Source organism: Pseudocalidococcus azoricus BACA0444, from assembly GCF_031729055.1.
Lineage (GTDB): Bacteria > Cyanobacteriota > Cyanobacteriia > Thermosynechococcales > Thermosynechococcaceae > Pseudocalidococcus > Pseudocalidococcus azoricus.
The window spans coordinates 18742-38676 of the sequence record NZ_JAVMIP010000023.1 but is presented as its reverse complement, the minus strand read 5'-3'; the positions used below and the strand labels follow the sequence as shown (position 1 = coordinate 38676).

Annotated in this window: 14 protein-coding genes; 7 read left to right on the top strand and 7 right to left on the bottom strand. The window is 51.6% G+C overall.

Annotated elements, in window-relative coordinates:
* Window positions 1–80 precede the first annotated feature (80 nt).
* On the bottom strand, window positions 81–1301 hold the full coding sequence (locus RIF25_RS15365) for a PQQ-dependent sugar dehydrogenase (protein ID WP_322879401.1): 1221 nt from the start codon (window positions 1299–1301) through the stop codon (window positions 81–83).
* Window positions 1302–1501: 200 nt separating this feature from the next.
* On the opposite strand from RIF25_RS15365, the gene clpB reads away from it, so the two are divergent.
* Window positions 1502–4153 carry an ATP-dependent chaperone ClpB gene (gene clpB / locus RIF25_RS15360; protein ID WP_322879413.1) on the top strand — a complete coding sequence of 884 codons (2652 nt, stop codon included), beginning with the start codon at window positions 1502–1504 and terminating at the stop codon, window positions 4151–4153.
* Here clpB and fmt read toward each other — a convergent pair whose 3' ends face one another.
* Window positions 4154–5131 carry a methionyl-tRNA formyltransferase gene (gene fmt, locus RIF25_RS15355; protein ID WP_322879400.1) on the bottom strand — a complete coding sequence of 326 codons (978 nt, stop codon included), beginning with the start codon at window positions 5129–5131 and terminating at the stop codon, window positions 4154–4156.
* A 3-nt stretch (window positions 5132–5134) separates the two neighbouring features.
* Window positions 5135–5911 carry an RNA polymerase sigma factor SigF gene (locus RIF25_RS15350; RefSeq protein WP_322879399.1) on the bottom strand — a complete coding sequence of 259 codons (777 nt, stop codon included), beginning with the start codon at window positions 5909–5911 and terminating at the stop codon, window positions 5135–5137.
* 379 nt (window positions 5912–6290) lie between these two features.
* On the opposite strand from RIF25_RS15350, the gene RIF25_RS15345 reads away from it, so the two are divergent.
* Window positions 6291–6845, top strand: a complete 555-nt coding sequence (locus RIF25_RS15345; protein ID WP_322879398.1) for an NUDIX hydrolase — start codon at window positions 6291–6293, stop codon at window positions 6843–6845.
* A 144-nt stretch (window positions 6846–6989) separates the two neighbouring features.
* On the opposite strand, the gene psaC is transcribed toward RIF25_RS15345, so the two are convergent.
* Window positions 6990–7235, bottom strand: a complete 246-nt coding sequence (gene psaC, locus RIF25_RS15340) for a photosystem I iron-sulfur center protein PsaC (protein ID WP_011056855.1) — start codon at window positions 7233–7235, stop codon at window positions 6990–6992.
* A 385-nt stretch (window positions 7236–7620) separates the two neighbouring features.
* Between psaC and RIF25_RS15335 the strand changes: the two genes are divergently transcribed.
* The 4 genes from RIF25_RS15335 to RIF25_RS15320 all read left to right on the top strand — a co-directional run bounded on the left by RIF25_RS15335 (window position 7621) and on the right by RIF25_RS15320 (window position 11201).
* Window positions 7621–8169, top strand: a complete 549-nt coding sequence (locus RIF25_RS15335) for a hypothetical protein (protein ID WP_322879397.1) — start codon at window positions 7621–7623, stop codon at window positions 8167–8169.
* 128 nt (window positions 8170–8297) lie between these two features.
* Window positions 8298–8450, top strand: coding sequence for a hypothetical protein (locus RIF25_RS15330; RefSeq protein WP_322879396.1), 153 nt, complete (start codon window positions 8298–8300; stop codon window positions 8448–8450).
* Between the two features lie 472 nt (window positions 8451–8922).
* Entirely contained in the window at window positions 8923–9414 is a 492-nt protein-coding gene (locus RIF25_RS15325) for a hypothetical protein (RefSeq protein WP_322879395.1), read from the top strand.
* 47 nt (window positions 9415–9461) lie between these two features.
* On the top strand, window positions 9462–11201 hold the full coding sequence (locus tag RIF25_RS15320; protein WP_322879394.1) for a peptidoglycan D,D-transpeptidase FtsI family protein: 1740 nt from the start codon (window positions 9462–9464) through the stop codon (window positions 11199–11201).
* Window positions 11202–11393: 192 nt separating this feature from the next.
* On the opposite strand, the gene RIF25_RS15315 is transcribed toward RIF25_RS15320, so the two are convergent.
* Entirely contained in the window at window positions 11394–13115 is a 1722-nt protein-coding gene (locus tag RIF25_RS15315; RefSeq protein ID WP_322879393.1) for a DUF2339 domain-containing protein, read from the bottom strand.
* Window positions 13116–13123: 8 nt separating this feature from the next.
* Window positions 13124–13501: a VOC family protein gene (locus RIF25_RS15310; protein WP_322879392.1), complete on the bottom strand. Its 378-nt coding sequence runs from the start codon at window positions 13499–13501 to the stop codon at window positions 13124–13126.
* Between the two features lie 332 nt (window positions 13502–13833).
* Here RIF25_RS15310 and RIF25_RS15305 point away from each other — a divergent pair, with 332 nt between their 5' ends.
* A complete protein-coding gene (locus RIF25_RS15305; protein WP_322879391.1) occupies window positions 13834–14844 on the top strand; it encodes a polysaccharide deacetylase family protein in 1011 nt (336 codons plus the stop codon).
* Here the strand turns inward: RIF25_RS15305 and RIF25_RS15300 are convergent.
* Complete coding sequence (locus RIF25_RS15300) at window positions 14841–19634, bottom strand: translocation/assembly module TamB domain-containing protein (RefSeq protein ID WP_322879390.1); 4794 nt, start codon at window positions 19632–19634, stop codon at window positions 14841–14843. The two genes, RIF25_RS15305 and RIF25_RS15300, sit on opposite strands and share 4 nt — an antisense overlap.
* Between the last annotated feature and the right edge of the window lie 301 nt (window positions 19635–19935).

Genomic DNA, 19935 nt, shown 5'->3' with positions numbered 1-19935 from the left:
AGCCATCTACCTTTAATTAAGAAAGTCATTATGAAATCAACCCTATTATGCCAGGGTGACAGGGGCCAGACGGATTGATTTTAGGGTTGACGGGGTTGGAGCCGAATTAACCGCCCTGTCCGAGATTCATCCGTCAACACATAGAGGAATTGATCCGGCCCCTGTCGCACATCCCGCACCCTGGCCCCAATCGGAATCCGCCCTTGACGTATCACCTGCCCCTGTTGATCCACCTCGATTTTGCGGACATCTTGGGAAACTAGCCCCCCAGCAAAAATGCCCCCCGCCCAGGCCGGTACTTCAGTCCCCCGATAAATCACTAATCCAGAAGGGGCAATCGCCGGAGTCCAGACGAGTTTGGGATCTATCAGGCCGGGTTTAGTTCGTAAGGGTGAAATTTCGCCGCCCGTATATTCTTCGCTCCAGGTCACAAGGGGCCAACCATAGTTTTTGCCAGGTTGAATCAAATTGAGTTCATCCCCACCCCGGGAGCCATGTTCCGTTGACCAAATTGACCCTGAGAGCGGATCCTTGGCTAACCCCTGAATATTGCGATGGCCAATGCTCCATAAACTAGGCTGGGCCTGGGGATTATTTTGGAAGGGGTTATCGGGGGGAATCGAACCATCAGCGTTAATGCGGTGAATTTTACCTAGATCGCTGTTTAATTTCTGGGCTTGATTCCGAATTAACTCCCCATCTAAGCTCAGGGGTGGATTTCCCCCATCTCCAATCGCCACCAGTAGAGTCCCATCGGTTAGCCAGAGTAAGCGGGAGCCGAAATGTTGTGTGCCGGGTTTGGCTGGTTTGGCCTGGAAAATTACTTGGAGGTTTTCAAGTTTGTCACCATCTAAAACAGCCCGTAAGACTTGAGTTTGATTCCCTTCCCTTTGACCACTGGCATAGGTGAGATAGATTAGGCGATTCTGGGCGAATTCAGGATGCACCGCCACATCTAACAGGCCCCCCTGACCTTGGGCAAAAATTTCCGGCAGGCCGGCCACTGGCTGAGGGACTAATTGACCTTGTTTAACTAAGCGTAATCGCCCGGAACGCTCGGTAATTAAAGCATCACCATTGGGTAACCAGGCCAGGCCCCAGGGATGTTCCAAGCCTTCAACGACTGTCACAAGTTCAACATTGGCAACAACCGGAACCTCTCTCGGACTCAACAACACTGTTTCGGAGCGTGGATTGCTGGCCTGGGTTAGAGGGGGAGGAGAACTTTCTGAGGCACAACTGCTCAATCCCCAAAGGCACAAGCAAGTTAGGGAACATCCAAGGGCATAAAGTTGCTTCACGAATCTTCTCCATCCGGCAGTCTTTAGGATAACTAGCGGTTCTCAATGGCTACCACCCCAACCCGATAGATGAATGCTGGGAAAATTTGTTCCTGACTGCTCCAGATGTGGTTCTTGGTCTCGTTGCTTTGGCCTGGGGGGACGCAATTGCGTTAGGATCAACCCTGCTAGATGAGTTAATTAACCCCAAACCACGGCCCATGCAACCCACTGACCCAGCCAAGTTTACCGATAAGGCCTGGGAAGCCATTGTCAAATCTCAGGATGTCGCCAAGCAATTTCGCAATCAATACTTAGAAGTTGAACATCTAGCCATTGCCCTGGTTGAACAGGCCGGGTTAGCGAATACAATTTTGACCAAAGCCGGGGCCGATGAAACGGCAATTTTGCAGCGATTAGTGGACTTTGCCAAACAACAGCCGCGGGTTCCCAATGGCACAGAGCTTTATTTAGGTCGTCACTTAGATGCCCTATTGGATTTAGCGGAACGGGAGCGGGATGCGCGGGATGATGCCTTTATTTCCGTGGAGCACATTCTCCTGGGCCTGAGTGAAGACCGGCGGATTGGCAAAAGCTTATTTCGGATGGCCAACATTGAGCGAGACCAACTGGAGCAGGCCATTACCTCTGTGCGCGGGAATCAAAAAGTTTCCGATCAAAACCCAGAAAACCGCTACGAAGCCCTGAGTAAATATGGGCGCGATTTAACGGAACAGGCCCGCCAAGGCAAATTGGATCCAGTCATTGGCCGGGATGAAGAAATTCGGCGGGTGATTCAAGTTCTTTCACGGCGGATGAAAAATAATCCGGTTTTAATTGGCGAGCCGGGTGTGGGTAAAACCGCCATTGCCGAAGGATTAGCCCAGCGAATCATTAACGGTGATGTCCCGGAATCTCTCAAAAATCGGCAACTTATTTCCCTCGATATGGGCAGTTTGGTGGCCGGGGCTAAGTTTCGGGGGGATTTTGAAGATCGTCTCAAGGCTGTGCTCCATGAAGTCACCCATTCGGATGGGCAAATTGTCCTCTTTATTGATGAGTTGCATACCGTAGTCGGAGCGGGGGCGAATCAAAACTCCAACATGGATGCCGGGAATTTACTCAAACCCATGTTAGCCCGCGGGGAGTTGCGCTGTATTGGAGCCTCGACTCTGGATGAATACCGCAAATCCATTGAAAAAGACCCAGCCCTCGAGCGGCGATTTCAACAGGTTTATATTGGGCAGCCTACGGTTGAAAATACGATTTCCATTTTGCGCGGTATTAAGCAGCGTTATGAAATTCACCACAATGTCCAAATTACCGACTCAGCTTTAGTTGCTGCTGCTACGCTCTCGGATCGATATATTGCGGATCGATTTTTGCCAGATAAAGCCATTGATTTAGTGGATGAAGCCGCTGCCAAGCTAAAGATGGAAATTACTTCCAAACCGGGGGAGTTGGAAACCATTGAACGGCGACTGATGCAGTTAGAAATCGAAAAGCTTTCTCTGGAGCAGGAAGAACCTCGCAGTCGCACCGGAACCTATGCCCCAGAACGGGAACGGCTGCAAAAAATTACGGCGGAAATTGCTGAACTCACCCCGAAAAAAGAAGCAATGGAAGCCCAATGGCAGGGGGAAAAGCAATTACTGGAGCAACTCAATACCCTTAAAGAAGAACAGGATCAAATTAAGCTCCAAATTGAACAGGCCGAGCGCAAATATGACTTAAATAGGGTGGCCCAACTTCAACATGGGAAACTGGCTCAAGTACAACGGGATTTAGCGGAAGTCGAGGCCCAGTTAGAGGCCATCCAGGCCGAGAGCAGTACTTTTTTGCGAGATCAAGTCACTGATGCAGATATTGCTGCGATTGTGGCCAAGTGGACAGGTATCCCCCTCCAAAAGCTCTTGGAAACAGAACGTCAAAAACTCCTGCATTTAGAATCAGTTCTCCATCAGCGGGTGATTGGCCAAGAGGAAGCGGTCGCCGCCGTAGCTGCTGCCATTAGACGGGCCAGAGCAGGGATGAAAGATCCGGGGCGGCCGATTGGTTCGTTTTTATTCATGGGGCCCACTGGGGTCGGAAAAACGGAACTCGCCCGCGCCTTAGCCGATTGTCTCTTTGATGATGACGGGGCCTTGGTGCGGTTGGATATGTCCGAGTACATGGAAAAACACGCCGTCTCCCGAATGATTGGTGCGCCTCCAGGCTATGTTGGGTTTGACTCTGGTGGGCAGTTAACCGAGGCTGTGCGGCGGCGGCCTTATTCCGTGGTGTTGTTTGATGAAGTAGAAAAAGCCCATCCTGAGGTTTTTAATGTCCTGCTGCAAGTTTTGGATGATGGCCGCATTACAGATTCCCAAGGGAGAACGATTGACTTCTGCAATACTGTGATTGTCATGACCAGTAACATTGGCAGCGATCACATTTTGGATATTGGCGGGGATGATACTCGCTATGAAGAAATGCGGGGCCGGGTGATGAAGGTGTTACAAAGCCATTTCCGGCCAGAATTTCTCAATCGGGTGGATGATTTGATCCTCTTCCATCCCCTGAATCGCCAACAATTACGACAGATTATCCAAATTCAACTGAAACGGGTGCATAAACTCCTGGCTGAACAGAAAATCACCCTCTCTTTTACGGATGCAGCCTTGGATCATCTGGTGGATGCGGGCTTTGATCCGATCTATGGAGCCAGGCCCCTCAAGCGTGCCATCCAACGGGAAGTGGAAAACTCCATTGCCGTGGAAATCTTGGCGGAAACCTACGGGCCTGGGGAGCAAATTGTCGTGGACTGTGACCAGGGCAAGTTGAAATTCACCTCCAAAAATCATCAGCCTGACTCTGGAACTCCTCAGTCATAGTTAACTCCAGGCCTGGCCAACTGTTAAGCGCAGTCCATTGGCAAAATCCCACCCTGATTGGCGTTTTTTTCCGGCCGGCTGAACTTCTTGGATCAGTAATTGTCCCTGCCCCGTTTGCACCACCGGCCCCAGCCCCTTGAGAATTGCCACTGTATTTCCTATCCCTTGCGGATCAGATTCAGATTGATTCACCCAGGCCTGGAGTTTTTCTAGTAATTCCGTGATTACATCCGTAGTTAAAGGGAGAGTTTTAGTAATCTTCAGGGTTTGGCCAAGGAGTTGTGTCTGACAGTAGGGATAAAAGCCACGCACTTGATTGTGAAGGTCTAAGGCAGATCGGCTCCAGGCCAGTTCATAATCGGGCTTTTTAATCAGGGGGGCATAGGTGGCCTGGGTCGGATCCTGAGGAATTGGCGTGAGGCGAGGGAACTGGGCGAGGGTTTCTAAAAGTAAATTTGCCCCCAGGCCGGCCAGGCGTGCCCCCAACGTTGCCGCATTATCCTCCAACCTGATCGGCGTTTTAACCGTTAACAGCATTGCCCCCGTATCCATCCCCGCATCCATCAGCATGGTCGTAATTCCGGTTTCTGGCTCCCCGTGATATAACGCCCATTGAATTGGTGCAGCCCCCCGATAGCACGGTAACAAGGAGGCATGGTTGTTGATACAGCCCAACTTGGGAATATTGAGGATCTCCTGGGACAAAATCTGACCATAGGCCACCACGACAAAGACATCAGCCCCACAGGCCTGGAGTGCCTCAATCACCTTTTTATCTTGCTTAATGCGGGTGGGCTGCCAAATTGGGAGGTTTGCGTCTAAGGCCAACTGTTTGATGGGTGAAGGGATTAAATCACTGCCCCGCCCCCGTCGTTTATCCGGTTGTGTCACTACCCCAAGCACCTGATGTTCTGAAGTCAAAAGGGCAGCTAAAGTCGGTACAGAAAAATCTGGTGTTCCGAAGAAAATAATTCGCACCCCCTAGTTACCCGCCTCATGCTCATGAACCATCAACCGCCGTAAATGCTCCAGGCCCTTTTTCACTTGCCGCGACACCGTGACCGCACTGATCCCCAATAATTCTGCGGTTTCCTTTTGGCTGAGGTCATGGAGAAAAACAAATTCTAAAATCTCGCAGGTACGGGCTTCCAACTTTTGTAAGCATTGCTGGAGACGGATTCGGTCTTCTTGGGCCAGTTGAAAACTCCGGTAATGCTGATCCGGTAAGGTTTCCCCCAAGGAGGTACTATCCTCGGTGGCCTCACTCACAGGAGCATCCAAGCTCAAGGGCAAGCAGTTCACATAGGCAAACTTAATTTGTTCCCACTCTTCCACACCAATCTGCAGGCCGGTGGCAATTTCTTGATTAGTGGGCTGCCGATCGAGGTATTGCCGTAATTCCGAAGTCAGCCGACTGCCTTGGCGATAGAGGGTTTGCCAGCGGCGGGGGACGCGAATATGAGCACTTTTATCCCGGAGGTAATGTTGGATTTCACCTCGAATATAAACCATAGCAAAGGTGCTAAAAGCAGAGCCATGATTGGGGTCAAATCGTTCTACAGCCCGAATTAAGCCGAGTGTGCCAACTTGGACTAGGTCTTCAAAGGTTTCTTGGGAATAATGAACCCAACGGTGAGCTTCTTTCCGTACCAGGCCCATGTTGAGTTGAACGAGGGAATTGCGTGTCTTTGGGCAACCATTTTCTTGAAAGGCTTTAATCAGGGCCGCAGTTGAATCAAGGGAAGTATCTAGGGACATGGGAACAACTACCAAAGGGATGAATCATAAATCTCAGCGCATTTCCCTAACAAACCACTATGAGTATCCCCCACGGAAATTGGCCATGCTGTGATCCACACCACATTTGCAGAAACCAAAGGAATTAAGCCTTGGCGACTGGCGGGATGTGTTTGGTCTGGGACAAAAGATTCTAAACAGATTAGTTCATTTCAGTCTGTAACCATCAGCTACACCCCTAACTTAGAATCTACGGTTTAATCTCTAATATCTAGAAGCCATTGTAGAGTTTCTTAACACGTTCTTAATCCTTTGCAAGACTCTCTTTCCCCTATAGTGGGCTTATTTCCTAGAAAAGCTTGGGAAATCAATGCCCCTTTGCTGGTGACATGAGCCGTTTATGACCCCACCCATCCCCGAACCCGCTGAAATCATCCAACCCCAGTTTTTCTGCCGCTCGCGTAAGTTTTCCTTTGCCGTGAATCGCTATCGTTTACCCAATGGGGTTGTGGCAGACCTGGGTTATATCGCCCATCCAGGGGGAGCAGTGGCCGTTCCGGTGACGAATACAGGAGAGTTTGTCCTTGTCCGGCAGTATCGCTTTGCAGCCCAAGGCCGGCTGTTGGAATTTCCAGCCGGAACCCTTGAACCCAATGAACCTGCGGATGTGACCATTAAACGGGAGCTAGAGGAAGAAACCGGGTACAGAGCCTTGGCCTGGACAACCCTAGGACAGTTTTATGTCGCTCCCGGATATTCCGATGAAATTATTTACGCGTTCTTGGCCCAAAACCTGGAAAAACTAACCACTCCCCCCCCTCAGGATGAAGACGAAGACATTGAAGTGGTGTTGATGTCCCCGGTGGCCTTGGAAACTGCCATTTATGGTGGGGAAATTGCCGATGCTAAAACCATTAGTGCCTATTTCTTGGCCCGTCAGCATAATTTACTGTGACCTGAGGTATGCTAGAGCTTCGTTGCGCCGACCCTAGGCTTTAAATTGCAAACTAGCAACAGCCAGCACAAAAGGTAGAGAAACAACATCCGCTGACCCTCTACCCCATGTACATCTATTGGCAATCAAATGGTAATCAAAATCCTAGTAGGCCAGGCCCATACTGCGAGTGGTTTCTGCACCTAAGTAAACCCGGATACTTAAGAAATCAGTCGGACAAGCGGTTTCACAACGTTTGCAGCCAACACAGTCTTCTGTCCGAGGGGAAGAGGCAATTTGTCCTGCTTTGCAACCATCCCACGGAACCATTTCCAAAACATCGGTGGGACAGGCCCGTACACACTGGGTACAGCCAATGCAGGTGTCATAAATCTTCACGGTATGAGCCATGGATGCAACTGCTCCTAAACGATCAAGATCGGTAGTTTATTATCAACGGTTGGGATTGCCCCCGGCCAGACTTGTGATCGAGGCCACCTCTGACAAAGCCCAGTAACCGAAACTTAGTGTACCCCAGCGCCATAACCTGTCTTTGTTCCCAAGCGCAAACTTCAAAGAATGTTACTTAAGCGTTAAGAGATGTGACTAACTGCAAGGTTTTCTAAGCACTATCCCAGAAAAAGCTCTATAGACTTTTCCATACCCTTGATAACAAACTCTCATCGCTGACCTGATTCTGGGCGGGATCAATGGGCCTGGGAGAGGGAACCACAACCCTTATAATGACCTTATTACGCTTAAGTTACTGATCTGCATCCCTCTGGAGAGCAACCCCATGAGTACCCCAGAAACACCCCAAGATAATCCCCAAGACGAAACCCCAGTGCGGAAAACAACTCGGACAAGTCGGGCAACGACCGCCAAGCCAGAAGCCTCTGGACAACTTGTTTCTCTGACCACAACCGAATCTGGGACATTAGCCGCGGCTCCCGAATCTGCTGATTTTGCGGTGTGGCAAACCGTCAATGTGGCAGGGTTACGTCCGATTCAAAGCAGCCCCCTTCAAGTGGTAGATACGATGCAGTCTTCTGGGACACGCCCAATTTTTAGTAGTGAGCTGCAAGTGGTAGATACGATTAACTCCTCAGGGTTGCGGCCGATTGGCTCCAGTAATTTGCGGGTGGCTGAGTCCATCAACATTATGGGTATCCGTCCAATTGCTATGGATGATTTCCAAATTCTGGAAGTGGTGAATTGGCTGGGAATGCGCCCGATTACCACCAGTGGTCTCCACATTTCAGAAACCTACACCTCTGCGGGGGTGCGGCCCATTGCCTCCAATATTATTGATGACTCTCCCCAACTGATGGGCTTTTTAGATTAGGAGACTCTGGGTCGAGATGTTGTCTTTCCCCCAGCCGTAATATCAGGGTGCTGCTGATCCCCAGGCCGATACCTTGAGATGGATTGGTTTGCTGAGGGTGGGCCGCGTTCTAGGGCTGGCTTTGTGTCATGATTGACGCTTCCCTCTGGAGGGCCGGATTAGCGCGGGTTAAACAGGGCTGGTTGGATGATGTTGTGGTCGCCAATAAATATGGGCATCCCCAGAAGTTCACTGGGCTAGTTTTAGCATCCTTGAGTATAGAGTTACGCAGACTGTTCTGAGAGAGTATAAATCTTAAAAAGACGGCCCATCAAGTATTTCCTGACTTACCTCAATAAGAGTCCTAAATGGGTAACGCTATAGTTTGCAGTGGGAACTTTTCGCTGTTGCTGAGGTCTTGGCGATTAAGAAAAAAGTCCCAGCCAAAAAGGTTGCCTCTTTTGTGCATGAAGAGTGGCCTCGCAACTAATTTAGTGGTTATCTTGGCATTTAGCCGAACTATTTAGCTTTGGCCAATGTGTTTAGGGGGCGGGGGTTCAGGGCTGGTTTTGCCCACCCCGACCGATCTTGAATCCTATCCCTAAGCTGCGGGAGTGTTCCCATCCATAGACTAAACATCAGTTAGCCAGAAAAACTTGGTAGCCATTATGGCTAAAGGTGGCTGTTGCTCTGGGGTAGTCTGGATGACACTTAAGAATTTGGTTTTTGACCTCTAGTTTTTGACTGGAGTTTATTGAGGAGTTTGTCGAATCTATGTCTGCTGCCCTTGCTACCCCCCCCCAACCCCCTTCCCGATCTCGCCCATTCCAGTTAAAACCCCTTTCCAGCCCGAGACCTATCCAGCGGCAGCAACACCTTACTGAAATTCGGACCTTTCCCAACCCGGCCTGGCCCTTGTGGTTAAAGTCCTTGTTGGTTCTGCAGTGGGGGACAGGGGGGGCTGCGGTCTTAATTTTGGCCAGTTTGTTACCCATCTATGGCCTGGCTGCTTTTCATCAACATCAATGGGGACAGGCCTACAAAAATCTGACTGAGCTTGAGCAACAAGAACGCCAACTCCAAATTGCCCACCAGGCCCAACGCTACCAAGTTGCAGAACAGATTGAACGTCAACCGGCCGGATTTGTGCCCCAGTCTCCCAAACAAGTTTTATTTATCCCCCGCCCAACCGAGGCTGATCTCCCAACCCCAATCCAAGCGATTCTCCCGGCCTCAGCCCCGTCTCAGCGGACGGTGAGCTATTAACCCAATGCTTGGCCTGAGTCATCGTCCCAGGGCTTAGGATTGAACCTATGGCTAATTCTTTGTCCTCAACCCCTACCCCTTCCCGTTGGCGGTTAACCCTAGTGGTCATGGCCCTATTTTTGGCTGGTTTGGGGGTGATGGCCCGGTTAGTTTATTTACAGGTCTTGGAAGGGGATAACTTGCGTAATGTGGCCTGGAAACGCCAACGAACTCAATCGCCCCCAACCCATGCCCGTTTGCCAATTCAAGATCGCAACGGCAATATTGTGGCGATGGATCAGCAGACCTTTACTCTCTTTGCTCACCCATTTTTATTCAAAATTCCCCTAGCAGAAGTTGTGGATGGCCTGGCCCCAATCCTGAACGTTCAACCTCAGGCCTTAACCAAAACCCTTCAATCCGATGATAGTGGTATTCCGGTTGCCTATGAGCTTTCGGAAACCGTAGCCCGCCAAATTCGGGATCTAGGTTTAGATGGCCTGGATCTCAATCGGACTTGGGAGCGGCATTATCCACAGCAGGAGCTACTGTCTGGTGTGATTGGCTATGTGGATCGGGAACATCAGGGACAAGCGGGAATTGAATTTAGTCAAAATAAGCTCTTGCAACCACCTCCCAGCCAACGTCTGCTTTCGATGGACGGTTCAGGCCTATGGCTCCCTGATTTAGCCCCCAACGATCCCCAAACCCTAAACCAAGAGCAGCATTTAGGTTTAACCATAGACTCACGGTTGCAACGGGTGGCCCGCAATGCCCTGCGCCAACAAATGCGGAAGTTTAATGCCCAGCGGGGAACCGTGATTGTTATGTCCGTCCAGGATGGGAGCTTGTTAGCGTTAGCCTCGGAACCGGCTTTTAATCCCACCAAGTATTACCAGGCCAATCCCGCCTTTTTTCGGAACTGGGCAGTTGCAGACCTCTATGAGCCGGGTTCTACCTTTAAGCCGATTAATGTTGCGATTGCTTTACAACTTAAAGCCATTACCCCCACAACCGTACTCCCCGATGAAGGGCGGATTCAGGTGGGCGGCTGGCCAATTCAAAACAATGACTTTACGACCAATGGTGGGCGGGGGGCTTTAGCGATTACCCAGATCCTCGGCTACTCCAGTAATGTGGCGATGGTACACATGATGAATCGGATTCGGGCCAGTGATTACTATGATTATTTGAAACGCCTGGGCCTGGAAGCAAAAATGGGAACCGATTTACCCTTTGAAACCCCCGGCCAGCTTAAACCTCGAGAACAGTTTGTCAGCTACCCCATTGAACCCGCCACCACTGCCTTTGGCCAAGGATTTTCCCTCACCCCTCTGAAGTTAGCCCAACTCACCGCCGCCATTGCCAACGGGGGAAACTTAGTCACGCCCCATGTGATTTCGGGGATTTACCGCCAGGATCGCCAACGGGTACAAAAGCCGAATATCCCCCCCCCTCGACAAGTTTTTGCCCCTAGTACGGCCCAATCTGTTTTGGCCATGTTGGGGGAAGTAGTGAACAGTGGCACAGGAAAAGGGGTGAAGATTCCGGGCTATCGGATTGGCGGAAAGACAGGCACAGCCCAAAAAGCAATCAATGGGACTTATACGAACCAGCGGATCACCAGCTTCATCGGGGTTTTCCCCCTCAATGCCCCCCGCTATGTTGTCCTCACGGTTGTGGATGATCCCAAAGGAGATGATGCTTACGGGTCAACGGTGGCAGTGCCGGTGGTTAAGGCAGTTTTAGAGGGGTTGATCACCATTGAAGGCATCCCCCCCAGCCATCCTACGGAGATTAAATATTAATTCAATAAATTATAGATTCACTCATTTAGGGCGAGATGGGAAAAAATTGGTAATGTCTGATCGATATATTTTTTGATATTTTTAATTGCTCAGAACAGCCTGCATAACGCGATAAGGTGTGGTGAGCCAGGAATTTAAACCATGATCCCCGCTCAATCAGCCCAATGCCAGATCATCGTCCTATGGGTCTTCTCACTGATCCCCTGAGGGAGGTATTGGTCGCCAAAGACTGCGAAAATAATAACTTAAGAGCAAAAACATAACCCCAAAGCCCATAAAGAGCAGCACCCGCCAAATGGCTTCAACGCCAATTAAATCAAAGAAAAATAGCTTCAGGATTGTTAAGCCAAGGGTGAGCAGGGCAATAATTCGGGCTAGATGACTATCTCGGCGCAGGCCCAAAACGAGTAAGCCAATCCCACAGAGTCCCCAACAAACCGTGACCAGGCCTGGAGCAATGCCGGATAACTCTCGCTGAATCAAGATTAAGAGTCCACCATAGGTCACGACCCCATAGGGCCAACGTCCAGATTTTGGTAACTGCCAAGCGACTCCCAATGCAGCAGCCAGGATGATTTGATCCACCAGAGCGTGCTGATTGAAGAATGGTGGGGCCTGGGCTGGCAAGATCAACAATCGCCCCAACAAAGCCGCTCCTAAAATTCCCCAGAAAATATGCCCCAGAATTGTCAGTGGCAATGATTGATATTTCCGCCCCAACCAGAGGAGGAGCATTGCCTCACCCGTGAGGGGAATGAAGACAATTTCCCGGACAACAAGATGAAGCAAAATTGCCGTTACGGTCAACAAAGCCGCCGTCAGCCAGAGGGTACCGCGCCAGGCCAAGCCCAATCGGCCCCATCGCCCCGCCAGGCCATAGATTATTGCCAACCCTAAGGCAACCCAGCCAGCGATCCCCTCCGACCAATTCCACAGCCCAGCGGTTAACCCCAGGCCAATAAAGGGATTAATTACGGCAATAATTTCCAGAAAGGGGCCGGGTTTGGGCAAATTTGAGACGGCGAGAGGCACTACGCCATAGCCCAAGGTCAGTGCCAAAACTCCCAACTGAACAACGGCCTTTTCCAAATCCAGATTCCCGTCATCTCCGACTCGAGAGGCCCCAAAAATGGCGATCAAAAACACCAGGCTACCGAGGAAAAAGGTCGTACTGTAGAGTGACTTCCAGGCCTGGCGATGATAAACAGCTAAACTTCCCGCCAAAATTAGCACCGTATAAATGCTGAGGCCGATAACACTGCCACTGTCCTGGTAGAGCAGAAAGGGTGTGGCCAGGCCCCCAGTGGCTCCGAGTACGGAAAAAACTGCCTGTTGTTCCCCCAGAGAGAGCCAAAAAGCTGCAACTGTCACTGCCAACATGATTCCAAAGGCTACGGGATAGGAAAACACCTTGAGGACCTGAAATGCCGCAAAACTGGTGATGTAAAACGTGGCCAATCCACCCCCAGCCAGAATTTGACTCAAGGCGCGCCGCTGGGGTCGTAGTCGCCAACCCAGTCCCAAAAGTCCTGCCCCAATCAGAAAGCCAATCCCCACTAGCAAATATTCCGTCAGCCAGCCTTGATCCAGGGCATATTTGAATAGAAAAACGATCCCCAACAGTAACAGACCAATTCCAAACCGATTCAACCAAAATTCCCAGTTTTGCAGCCAGTCTCCTCCCGATTTAGAGACCGGTTTAGGTAAGGGGCTTTTGGGGGGCCGGGTGCTGATTCGTGTTGGGGGGGAAATTGGTAGCGTTGTCTCAGGCTCAGGTGTTGCAGGTTTGGCCGGATTAGCAGCAGTTTTACGAAGATTTATGAGGTTTTGGAGTTCCTGAATTTGGCTTTGGTGACGCGCAACTTGGGCCTCTAACTCAGTGATGCGTACCTCTAGCTCGGTTTGATCCATCATCGTTGCGCCTACCCCATCTGCGTAAGTTCAATAATGTTTTGATCAGCATCTTGAACAAAAATGGCCGCCCGCCCGGAATGACTGGTCTGGAACCCATACCCAGCCGCCCGTAACCTCTCTTTGATGGCTTCTAAATCCTTGACCCCCAGGGCTAAATGGGGATTCCGCCCCCAGCGATGATCTGGGTGATACTGTGCTACGGTCTCACTGACAATTAAATGAATCTGATTTGGGCCAATTTGATACCAGAGGCCAGGAAAATTCAGGTTGCGGGGGGCAAGAGGCAGTTGTAAGATTCCCCCATAAAATTCACTTGCCTTTGCTAAATCCGTAACGTTAATAGCAACGTGTAAAAACTGGCTGCAATCAACTTGGCTAGTCTCCATTCTGTAATCCTAAAGAAATTGTTAATGTGTTGAAAAACAATTAAATAATCATTAAGTGCGTGGAGGGGCCAGAACCGGAAGAAATAAGGACTGGTCGTGGGGCTGAGATCAGCATAACAAGAAGCAAAGCGGGATATATCAACTAAGCCATAATGCCAAACGCTAATCTTTAACGTTATTAACCTTCAAACGTGCTGGTAAAGGGACAAGATCAAGGGGGTCGCGGCGAGTCCTGCGCAACTCAGGCTAGATGGGCGGATTGGGTTTTACAAATGATTGGGTTAACATCACAAAAATAATCATCACCTTGCATTGACCAGGATTGTGTCTTTATGCCCCGACATTTGCGGTTTTGGCTCATTGGCGTTCTCGGTTTCTGTCTAGTTTTGGGCAGTAGCCTGGGCCTGGGCTGGCCAATGTTCTCCACAGTCCAATCCCCCCCTCCCCTCTCCGGCCTAGTCCAAGCGGGTCAGCCCCCCACCGCCACCCTCTCCTTTCTGGGACCAACCCAGTTCCGGGGCAAAACTGTGGCTCAGGTTAAGGTACCAGCGGGACAAAAAGTGATTGCCTTGACCTTTGATGATGGCCCCTGGGGCACGAGTACCACGGAAGTTTTAGCCATTTTGGCCCAGCATGAGGTCAAAGCCACATTTTTCTGGATTGGGGCCCACCTCCAACGCTATCCTGAGGTCGCTAAGCAAGTGGTGAAGGCTGGTCACGCGGTTGGGAATCACACTTGGAATCACACCTACAAGCCTGTCACTGAAGAGATTGCGATTAAGGAGATTGAAAATACCTCTTTTTTAATTGCTAAAACTACAAAAGTCCAAACCCGCCTGTTTCGCCCCCCCGGTGGCATCTTAAATAATGGCCTGGTTGCCTATGCAACAAAAAAAAACTACACCACCTTGATGTGGTCTGTGGATCCCCATGATTCTGCGCCCAAAGGTACTTCCGAGGATATTATTAAGCGCGTCCTGGCCCAGGCCAAACCCGGCGGGATCATTTTGCTCCACGATGGGGGTGGGGATCGCCAGGCCACGATTAAAGCCTTGCCGGCCATGATTACTAAACTCAAGGCTAAGGGCTACAGCTTTGTCACCATTCCTGAACTCTTACGCCTAGGAGGAGGAACACCCAAGCCATCCCCCACCCCTCTGGCCAGTCCAGTTCCGAGTCCAACCCCCAGCTTAGCCCCAGACCTCCCCAAGCCCAAGCCTGCGCCCACTACGCCCCCAGAGCCTCCGCCCGCAGAACCAGCCGTCACCCCGGTGCCTCAGGCCCCACCAACGACCCCAGCCGTCCAGCCCATACCCCTACCTAGCCCTTCACCTCAGCCCTAGAAGCGAGTCCGAAACTCAATCAGGCCAACCGAGTTCCCATCCAGGCCAATTTGGGTGCTCAAGCGAATCCGATCCGTGAGCTGATAGCCAACATTGAGCCGAGTCGGATCCTGGGGAACAGTCAGGAGTTGCACCGCCGAGATCGTGACATTATCCGTGACTTGATAGCCCACCTCGGCCCCTAAGGCTAAAACGGCTGAGTTATTGCGACTGTCGCGGTTATTAGAAGGGGGAACAAGGGCCGGAAAGAGGCGAAACGTAGTCCGGTTACTTAAAAAGTCATCAATATTGGCCTGGATATTATTTAAAACCGCTGCACTAGCAATATTAACCAAGGCGAGTTGATTGGCGGCCTGGTTATTGGGATTAAACCCACCCCCCAAGAGAGAGAGAATTTCCGTATCCGAGCGGCCTGGGGTACTGGAGAGTTGGACAACCCCCCGGAAGTTAGTGGCCAGTTGACTCGCTCGCCCGGAAATTTGGGCCCGAATCCGCACCGGCGTTAAACTTCCAAGGGTAGTGACATTGTTGCCGCCAAGTTGGCCAAAATTAAGAGTGCCGGGATTAGAAACTTCTTGAACAGTGGTTTGCAGGTTCAAATCTAAGGAGGGGTCTAGGCCATCCCCTGGATTAAAGGTCACGAGGTTGGGTTGGCCGGGGGTCAGGCGAAAGAGGCTGGTAAATAAGTTCAAACGTCCTTGCACCAGTTGAATTTGGCCCTGGGGTTGCAGGTTGTTGATCGGGCCACTTAAGGTTAATTCCCCCTGGCCAATAAAGTTGAGGACTGGGGAACGCAGGATCTGAAAATTCTCCCCGAGTTGGAGTTGGAGATCATTAAAAACAACTGGGTCAAACCCCGGCGGTAAATTAGCTTGTAAGTTGGTGGCTCCATTCCCGCTGGCTAGGGCATCCGTTAAATAGAATTGCCCCTGACTTAGCTGGAGAACGCCACCAATATCGGGACTGCGCAGAGTATCTGTGACAATTAAATCGCCACTCACTTCCCCGGCAAAAATATCAGCGGCCCGGACTTGAATTTTGCGGAGTTCTAGGGTGAGGGGATTGGCTCGATCGGTGTCTGTACCGGCGAAGGGTCTGACGAGGGGGAGAGAACCAGAGAGTTGAATTTGCCCAGCGTTGAACAGGCCTTGTAAGCCCACAACCCGGAGACGGTCATCATTGAAGCGAATTTCCCCGGTCACGTTGGTTAAGGGCCCTTTGAGGGCAGGGCTGGTGAAGGTGGCATCCTCGAGATTGATTTGTCCCCGGACAATGGGTTGGGCCAGGGTGCCCCGGACAAGTACATTAACTTCACCGCGACCGCCACCCCAGTTCACCTGATCCGTCAGCGCGTTGATGAATCCCAGGCCGGCATCTTTGACCTTGACGGTGACATTAATCTCCTCATCCCCCCCCGGATTAGCGGTGACAAATGGCAGCCGATAGGGAATACTGCCGCTGATAATCATTGGTTCGGGGCTATCAATTTGGGCTTGTCCGTTGAAGTTGGCCCGGCCTTGGCTGTAGTTGAAGGTCATGGCCGCAGCGGTAATCGGGGTCTCATTTAGTTGGGCCTGGTCGAGGGTGAGTTGGCCGCGCACTTGGGGCTGCCGATGGGAACCTGCGAGGGTGGCGGTGGCATTGAGATTGCCTGTGAGATCGAGATTGGGAAAGGCGACGAGGCTGCGGAGGGTCGTGATGGGAAAGTTTTGAATCCGCAAGCTGGCGGAGTTGCTGTTGACCCCCAGTTGTCCGCGCGCGGTGATGATGCCCCCCTGGGATTGGAGTTCTAGGTTCTCGAGGAGAATATCTTGATTCACTAACCGCCCACTGGTAGTAAAGCGATTAATCGGATATTGCCCCCATTGCCAATCATTTCCTTCCACAGCAAATCCCAAATTTACCCCCTTGGCAGCCGAGGCCGTCAGGTTTAGTTGGGCATTAAATTGGCCTTTGAGTTCACTGAGTTGCGGCAGGGGGGGCGGCGGAGTGGCCGCGGCTTGGGCCTGGAGGGTTTGGATTTCCGTCAGGCGGCGGATTTGGACTAAGAGGGGGGCCTGGATATCGCCTACAGGGGCAGGTTGAACAGCGACAGCAGTGGCAAAAGTGGGAGGCGTGAGATGGCCCAGGCCCAGGAGGTTGTTGAGATCGACTAAGTCGGCGAGTTCTCCATTGGTGACGCTGAGTTGCCCCCTCAGTTCTGGTTGCTGCCAAAGTTGGCTGATTTGGGCCTGGAGCGTGTAGAGACTATTGCCTTTCCGCAGTTGCCCCTGTTGAAGCCGGGCCGTGCCATTGCTGTAATTCAGATTCGCGGTGAGTTGATCCCCCCGCCAGTTGGCCAGGCCAGGCCGGGCGACATTCACTTGTCCGACTAGGCTGTAATCGTGCAGATTAAGGGCAAATTTTCCGGCGACCCGCCCCGAAATCAAGCTGGGCCGGGGGTGTGGGAGGAGATGAATGTTCAGGAGTTCGAGGGGAAATTCGGCTAGGTTGACCTTGAGAGTCTGCCCTTGGCGTTGTCCCGTAGCCCTGGCCTGGCCCCGTTGAATTAGGAAGCTATTGGGCCAAAAATTGGGGGCCAGATTTAGATCAAGCCGATCCGTGCCCCCCGCCAAGGTAAAGCGCAGGCCCGATTGGGTCTGATAGACCAGGTGTCCAGAGAGTTGGGGAGCCAGTTTAATTTGATTTACAGCTAGGTTATGGGTACCCAGGTTGGCCTGGAGTTGGAGGTTCTCTAAGGTGCCGGTGAGTCGTCCTTGAATGTTGGCCTGGCCTGCTAAGGAAAAGGCTAGAGGGAGTCCCTGAAGTTGCTGCTGTACCAGGCCCAAGTTGGCTAGTTCGCCCAGGCCCAGGTTTCGTCCGGCAATTTGCAGATCCAGGCCCGTGAGTTTAAGTTGGGGTTGAATTTGCGCGTTGATCATTCCTTGGGCATTGATGCCAGCGGCGGTGGCCTGGTTGACCCGAATCCGTTGCCCATCCCAGGCCAAGTTGGCCGTAGCTCGGTTTCCCAAGGGACTATCGAGAACCTCTAGGGCAGCGATGACTTGGGTCTTTTGGGGGGTGAGCGCATCCAACTGCCCGGCCAATTCCACCTCACCCCGAAGAGTGCCAGCAAAATCTGGGAAAAAGGGCCGGATGGGAATGCCCTGGCTATTGAGGGCTAACTGCCAGCGATTATCTCGAATCTGGCCCCGACCTGTGACAACTCCGCCCAGGAGTTGAGTGGCCAAAATTGGCATGACCGCACCTTGGGGGGTAATAAAGGCGGTGCCATAGGTGGGATAGGTGGCTTCGGGAGCTTGGAAATCGAGCTTGGCCTGGAGGGAGTTGAAATTCGCCAAGGTTCCAGTTGCCGTTAATCGGGCCGACACTGACCCCAGTTCAATTTGGGATGGCCCACCATAGGCCTGGAACAGGTCATCAGCGGGAACTTGATTGAGACGAAGACTAGCTTGGAGTTGGCCATTGGCTTGGAGCGTGGCATCGCCCCGTAATTCACCGCCAGCTTGGGGGATAATCTGCAAATTACGGACTTGAAATTGCTGCAAATTAGCCTGAAAGGGGGCCTGGATTTGTCGGATCCCGACTTGATCAACCTGAATTGGGCCTTGGTTGCGAAGTTCACCGCGAATTTGGGGATTATTTAGAGAACCCCTAATCTGAATTTTGGGAATCGCCACCCGGCCACGCACTGCCACTGGTAACTTGAACTGCCAATCTTGGGCCGTTTGCCCTAAATCTAAGGGGGCCACCTGGGCCTGGAGATTCAAACCGGCCTGGGGGTTGACTGTTCCCTGAGCTTGCCAATTGATCCGCCCGACTCTACCACTGAGGCTCTTAACAGTCAGGGTTTGCCCTTGGAACTGCAGATCTCCATCCAGGTTTTTGAGGTCTTGAGGGAGATTTTTTCCCTTGACGGCCAAGCCCTTCACCCGCATCCAGCCATTCACCTTCGGCCAAGCATTTTCCGGCAGAGGAAGACTAGTGGCGAGATTGGCACTTAACTGTCCCTGTTGAATCCGAAACCTGGGGGGCAGAAAGGAATTAAAGTCCGTCAGCACAATATCTGTGGCCTGGAGATTTGCCTCCCCCTGCTGATTAGCGTGATCCCAGTTGCCCCGGAGTCGCCATTGTCCTTGGTTAGCTAAATTACCGTTCAGGGACAGGTTAATTTTGGGATCTGCCTCCAGTTGGGTAGCGTGGATGGCCCCGCCAATTTGGCTGATGTGAATGGGAGCTTGTTGATAGGGAATCACAATGGCCTGGGCATCTGTTACCCGGACTGTAATGGTTTGAGTCCGAAAGAGCTTGGGGGTTTCAATGGGGGCAATTTCGGTATCAATCCAACGGCCATCGGCTTCTTGGAACACTTGTAGGAGAGGCCGTTCCAGAGTCAAGTCAAGGTTTAGGTTGCGGCTGATAAAAACTTCCCAGATATTAAAACCAACTTCAATCCCTGCCACCGTGGCATTATCTCGATCGCCGCCCTTTGTTTCCGCCTCTGTGCCAGCTTGGGCCGGAATTGCTGAGGGGCCAAAACGAATACTGGTTAAACTCACCCGCTCCACAGCCCCGAGTTCTACCGGCCGCTGCAAAATGGATGCTACCCGATGTGCAATTTGGGGCGAGAGTTCAGTATTGATATAAATCCAGGCCCGCCAACCCAATCCCCCCAGTGTGGCTACCGTTAACCCTAGGCCCACAAAAATTGGCCGCCGCCAGGCCACAAGTCTGGATCGCCGCCTGAGGTTCGGGGAATTATTTTCACCCGGTTGAGAAGAATTAGACATCCGCAAGGGACTCCGCCACACCATCCCCACATCACACCCCCCTACCCTAGTCAAAAGCGGGAAATTCGTCAAAAAGACAGCAGACTACATCGGTCTTTACGGTTTTGGTGGGGCAACTATTTTGAAATGATGGATATTTTGCCTAGGAGGCCTGGGGGGGAGGATATCGGGGCTGAAAACTTAACTGGCCAATCAAACATCTAAACAGCTTATCAGTTTTGTGTAGGTTATTTGTGTCTATTTGCTCTCTGTGGGGGCAACTGGTGACTCTTGCTGGGAGGTTTAGAACAGAATCAGGGTC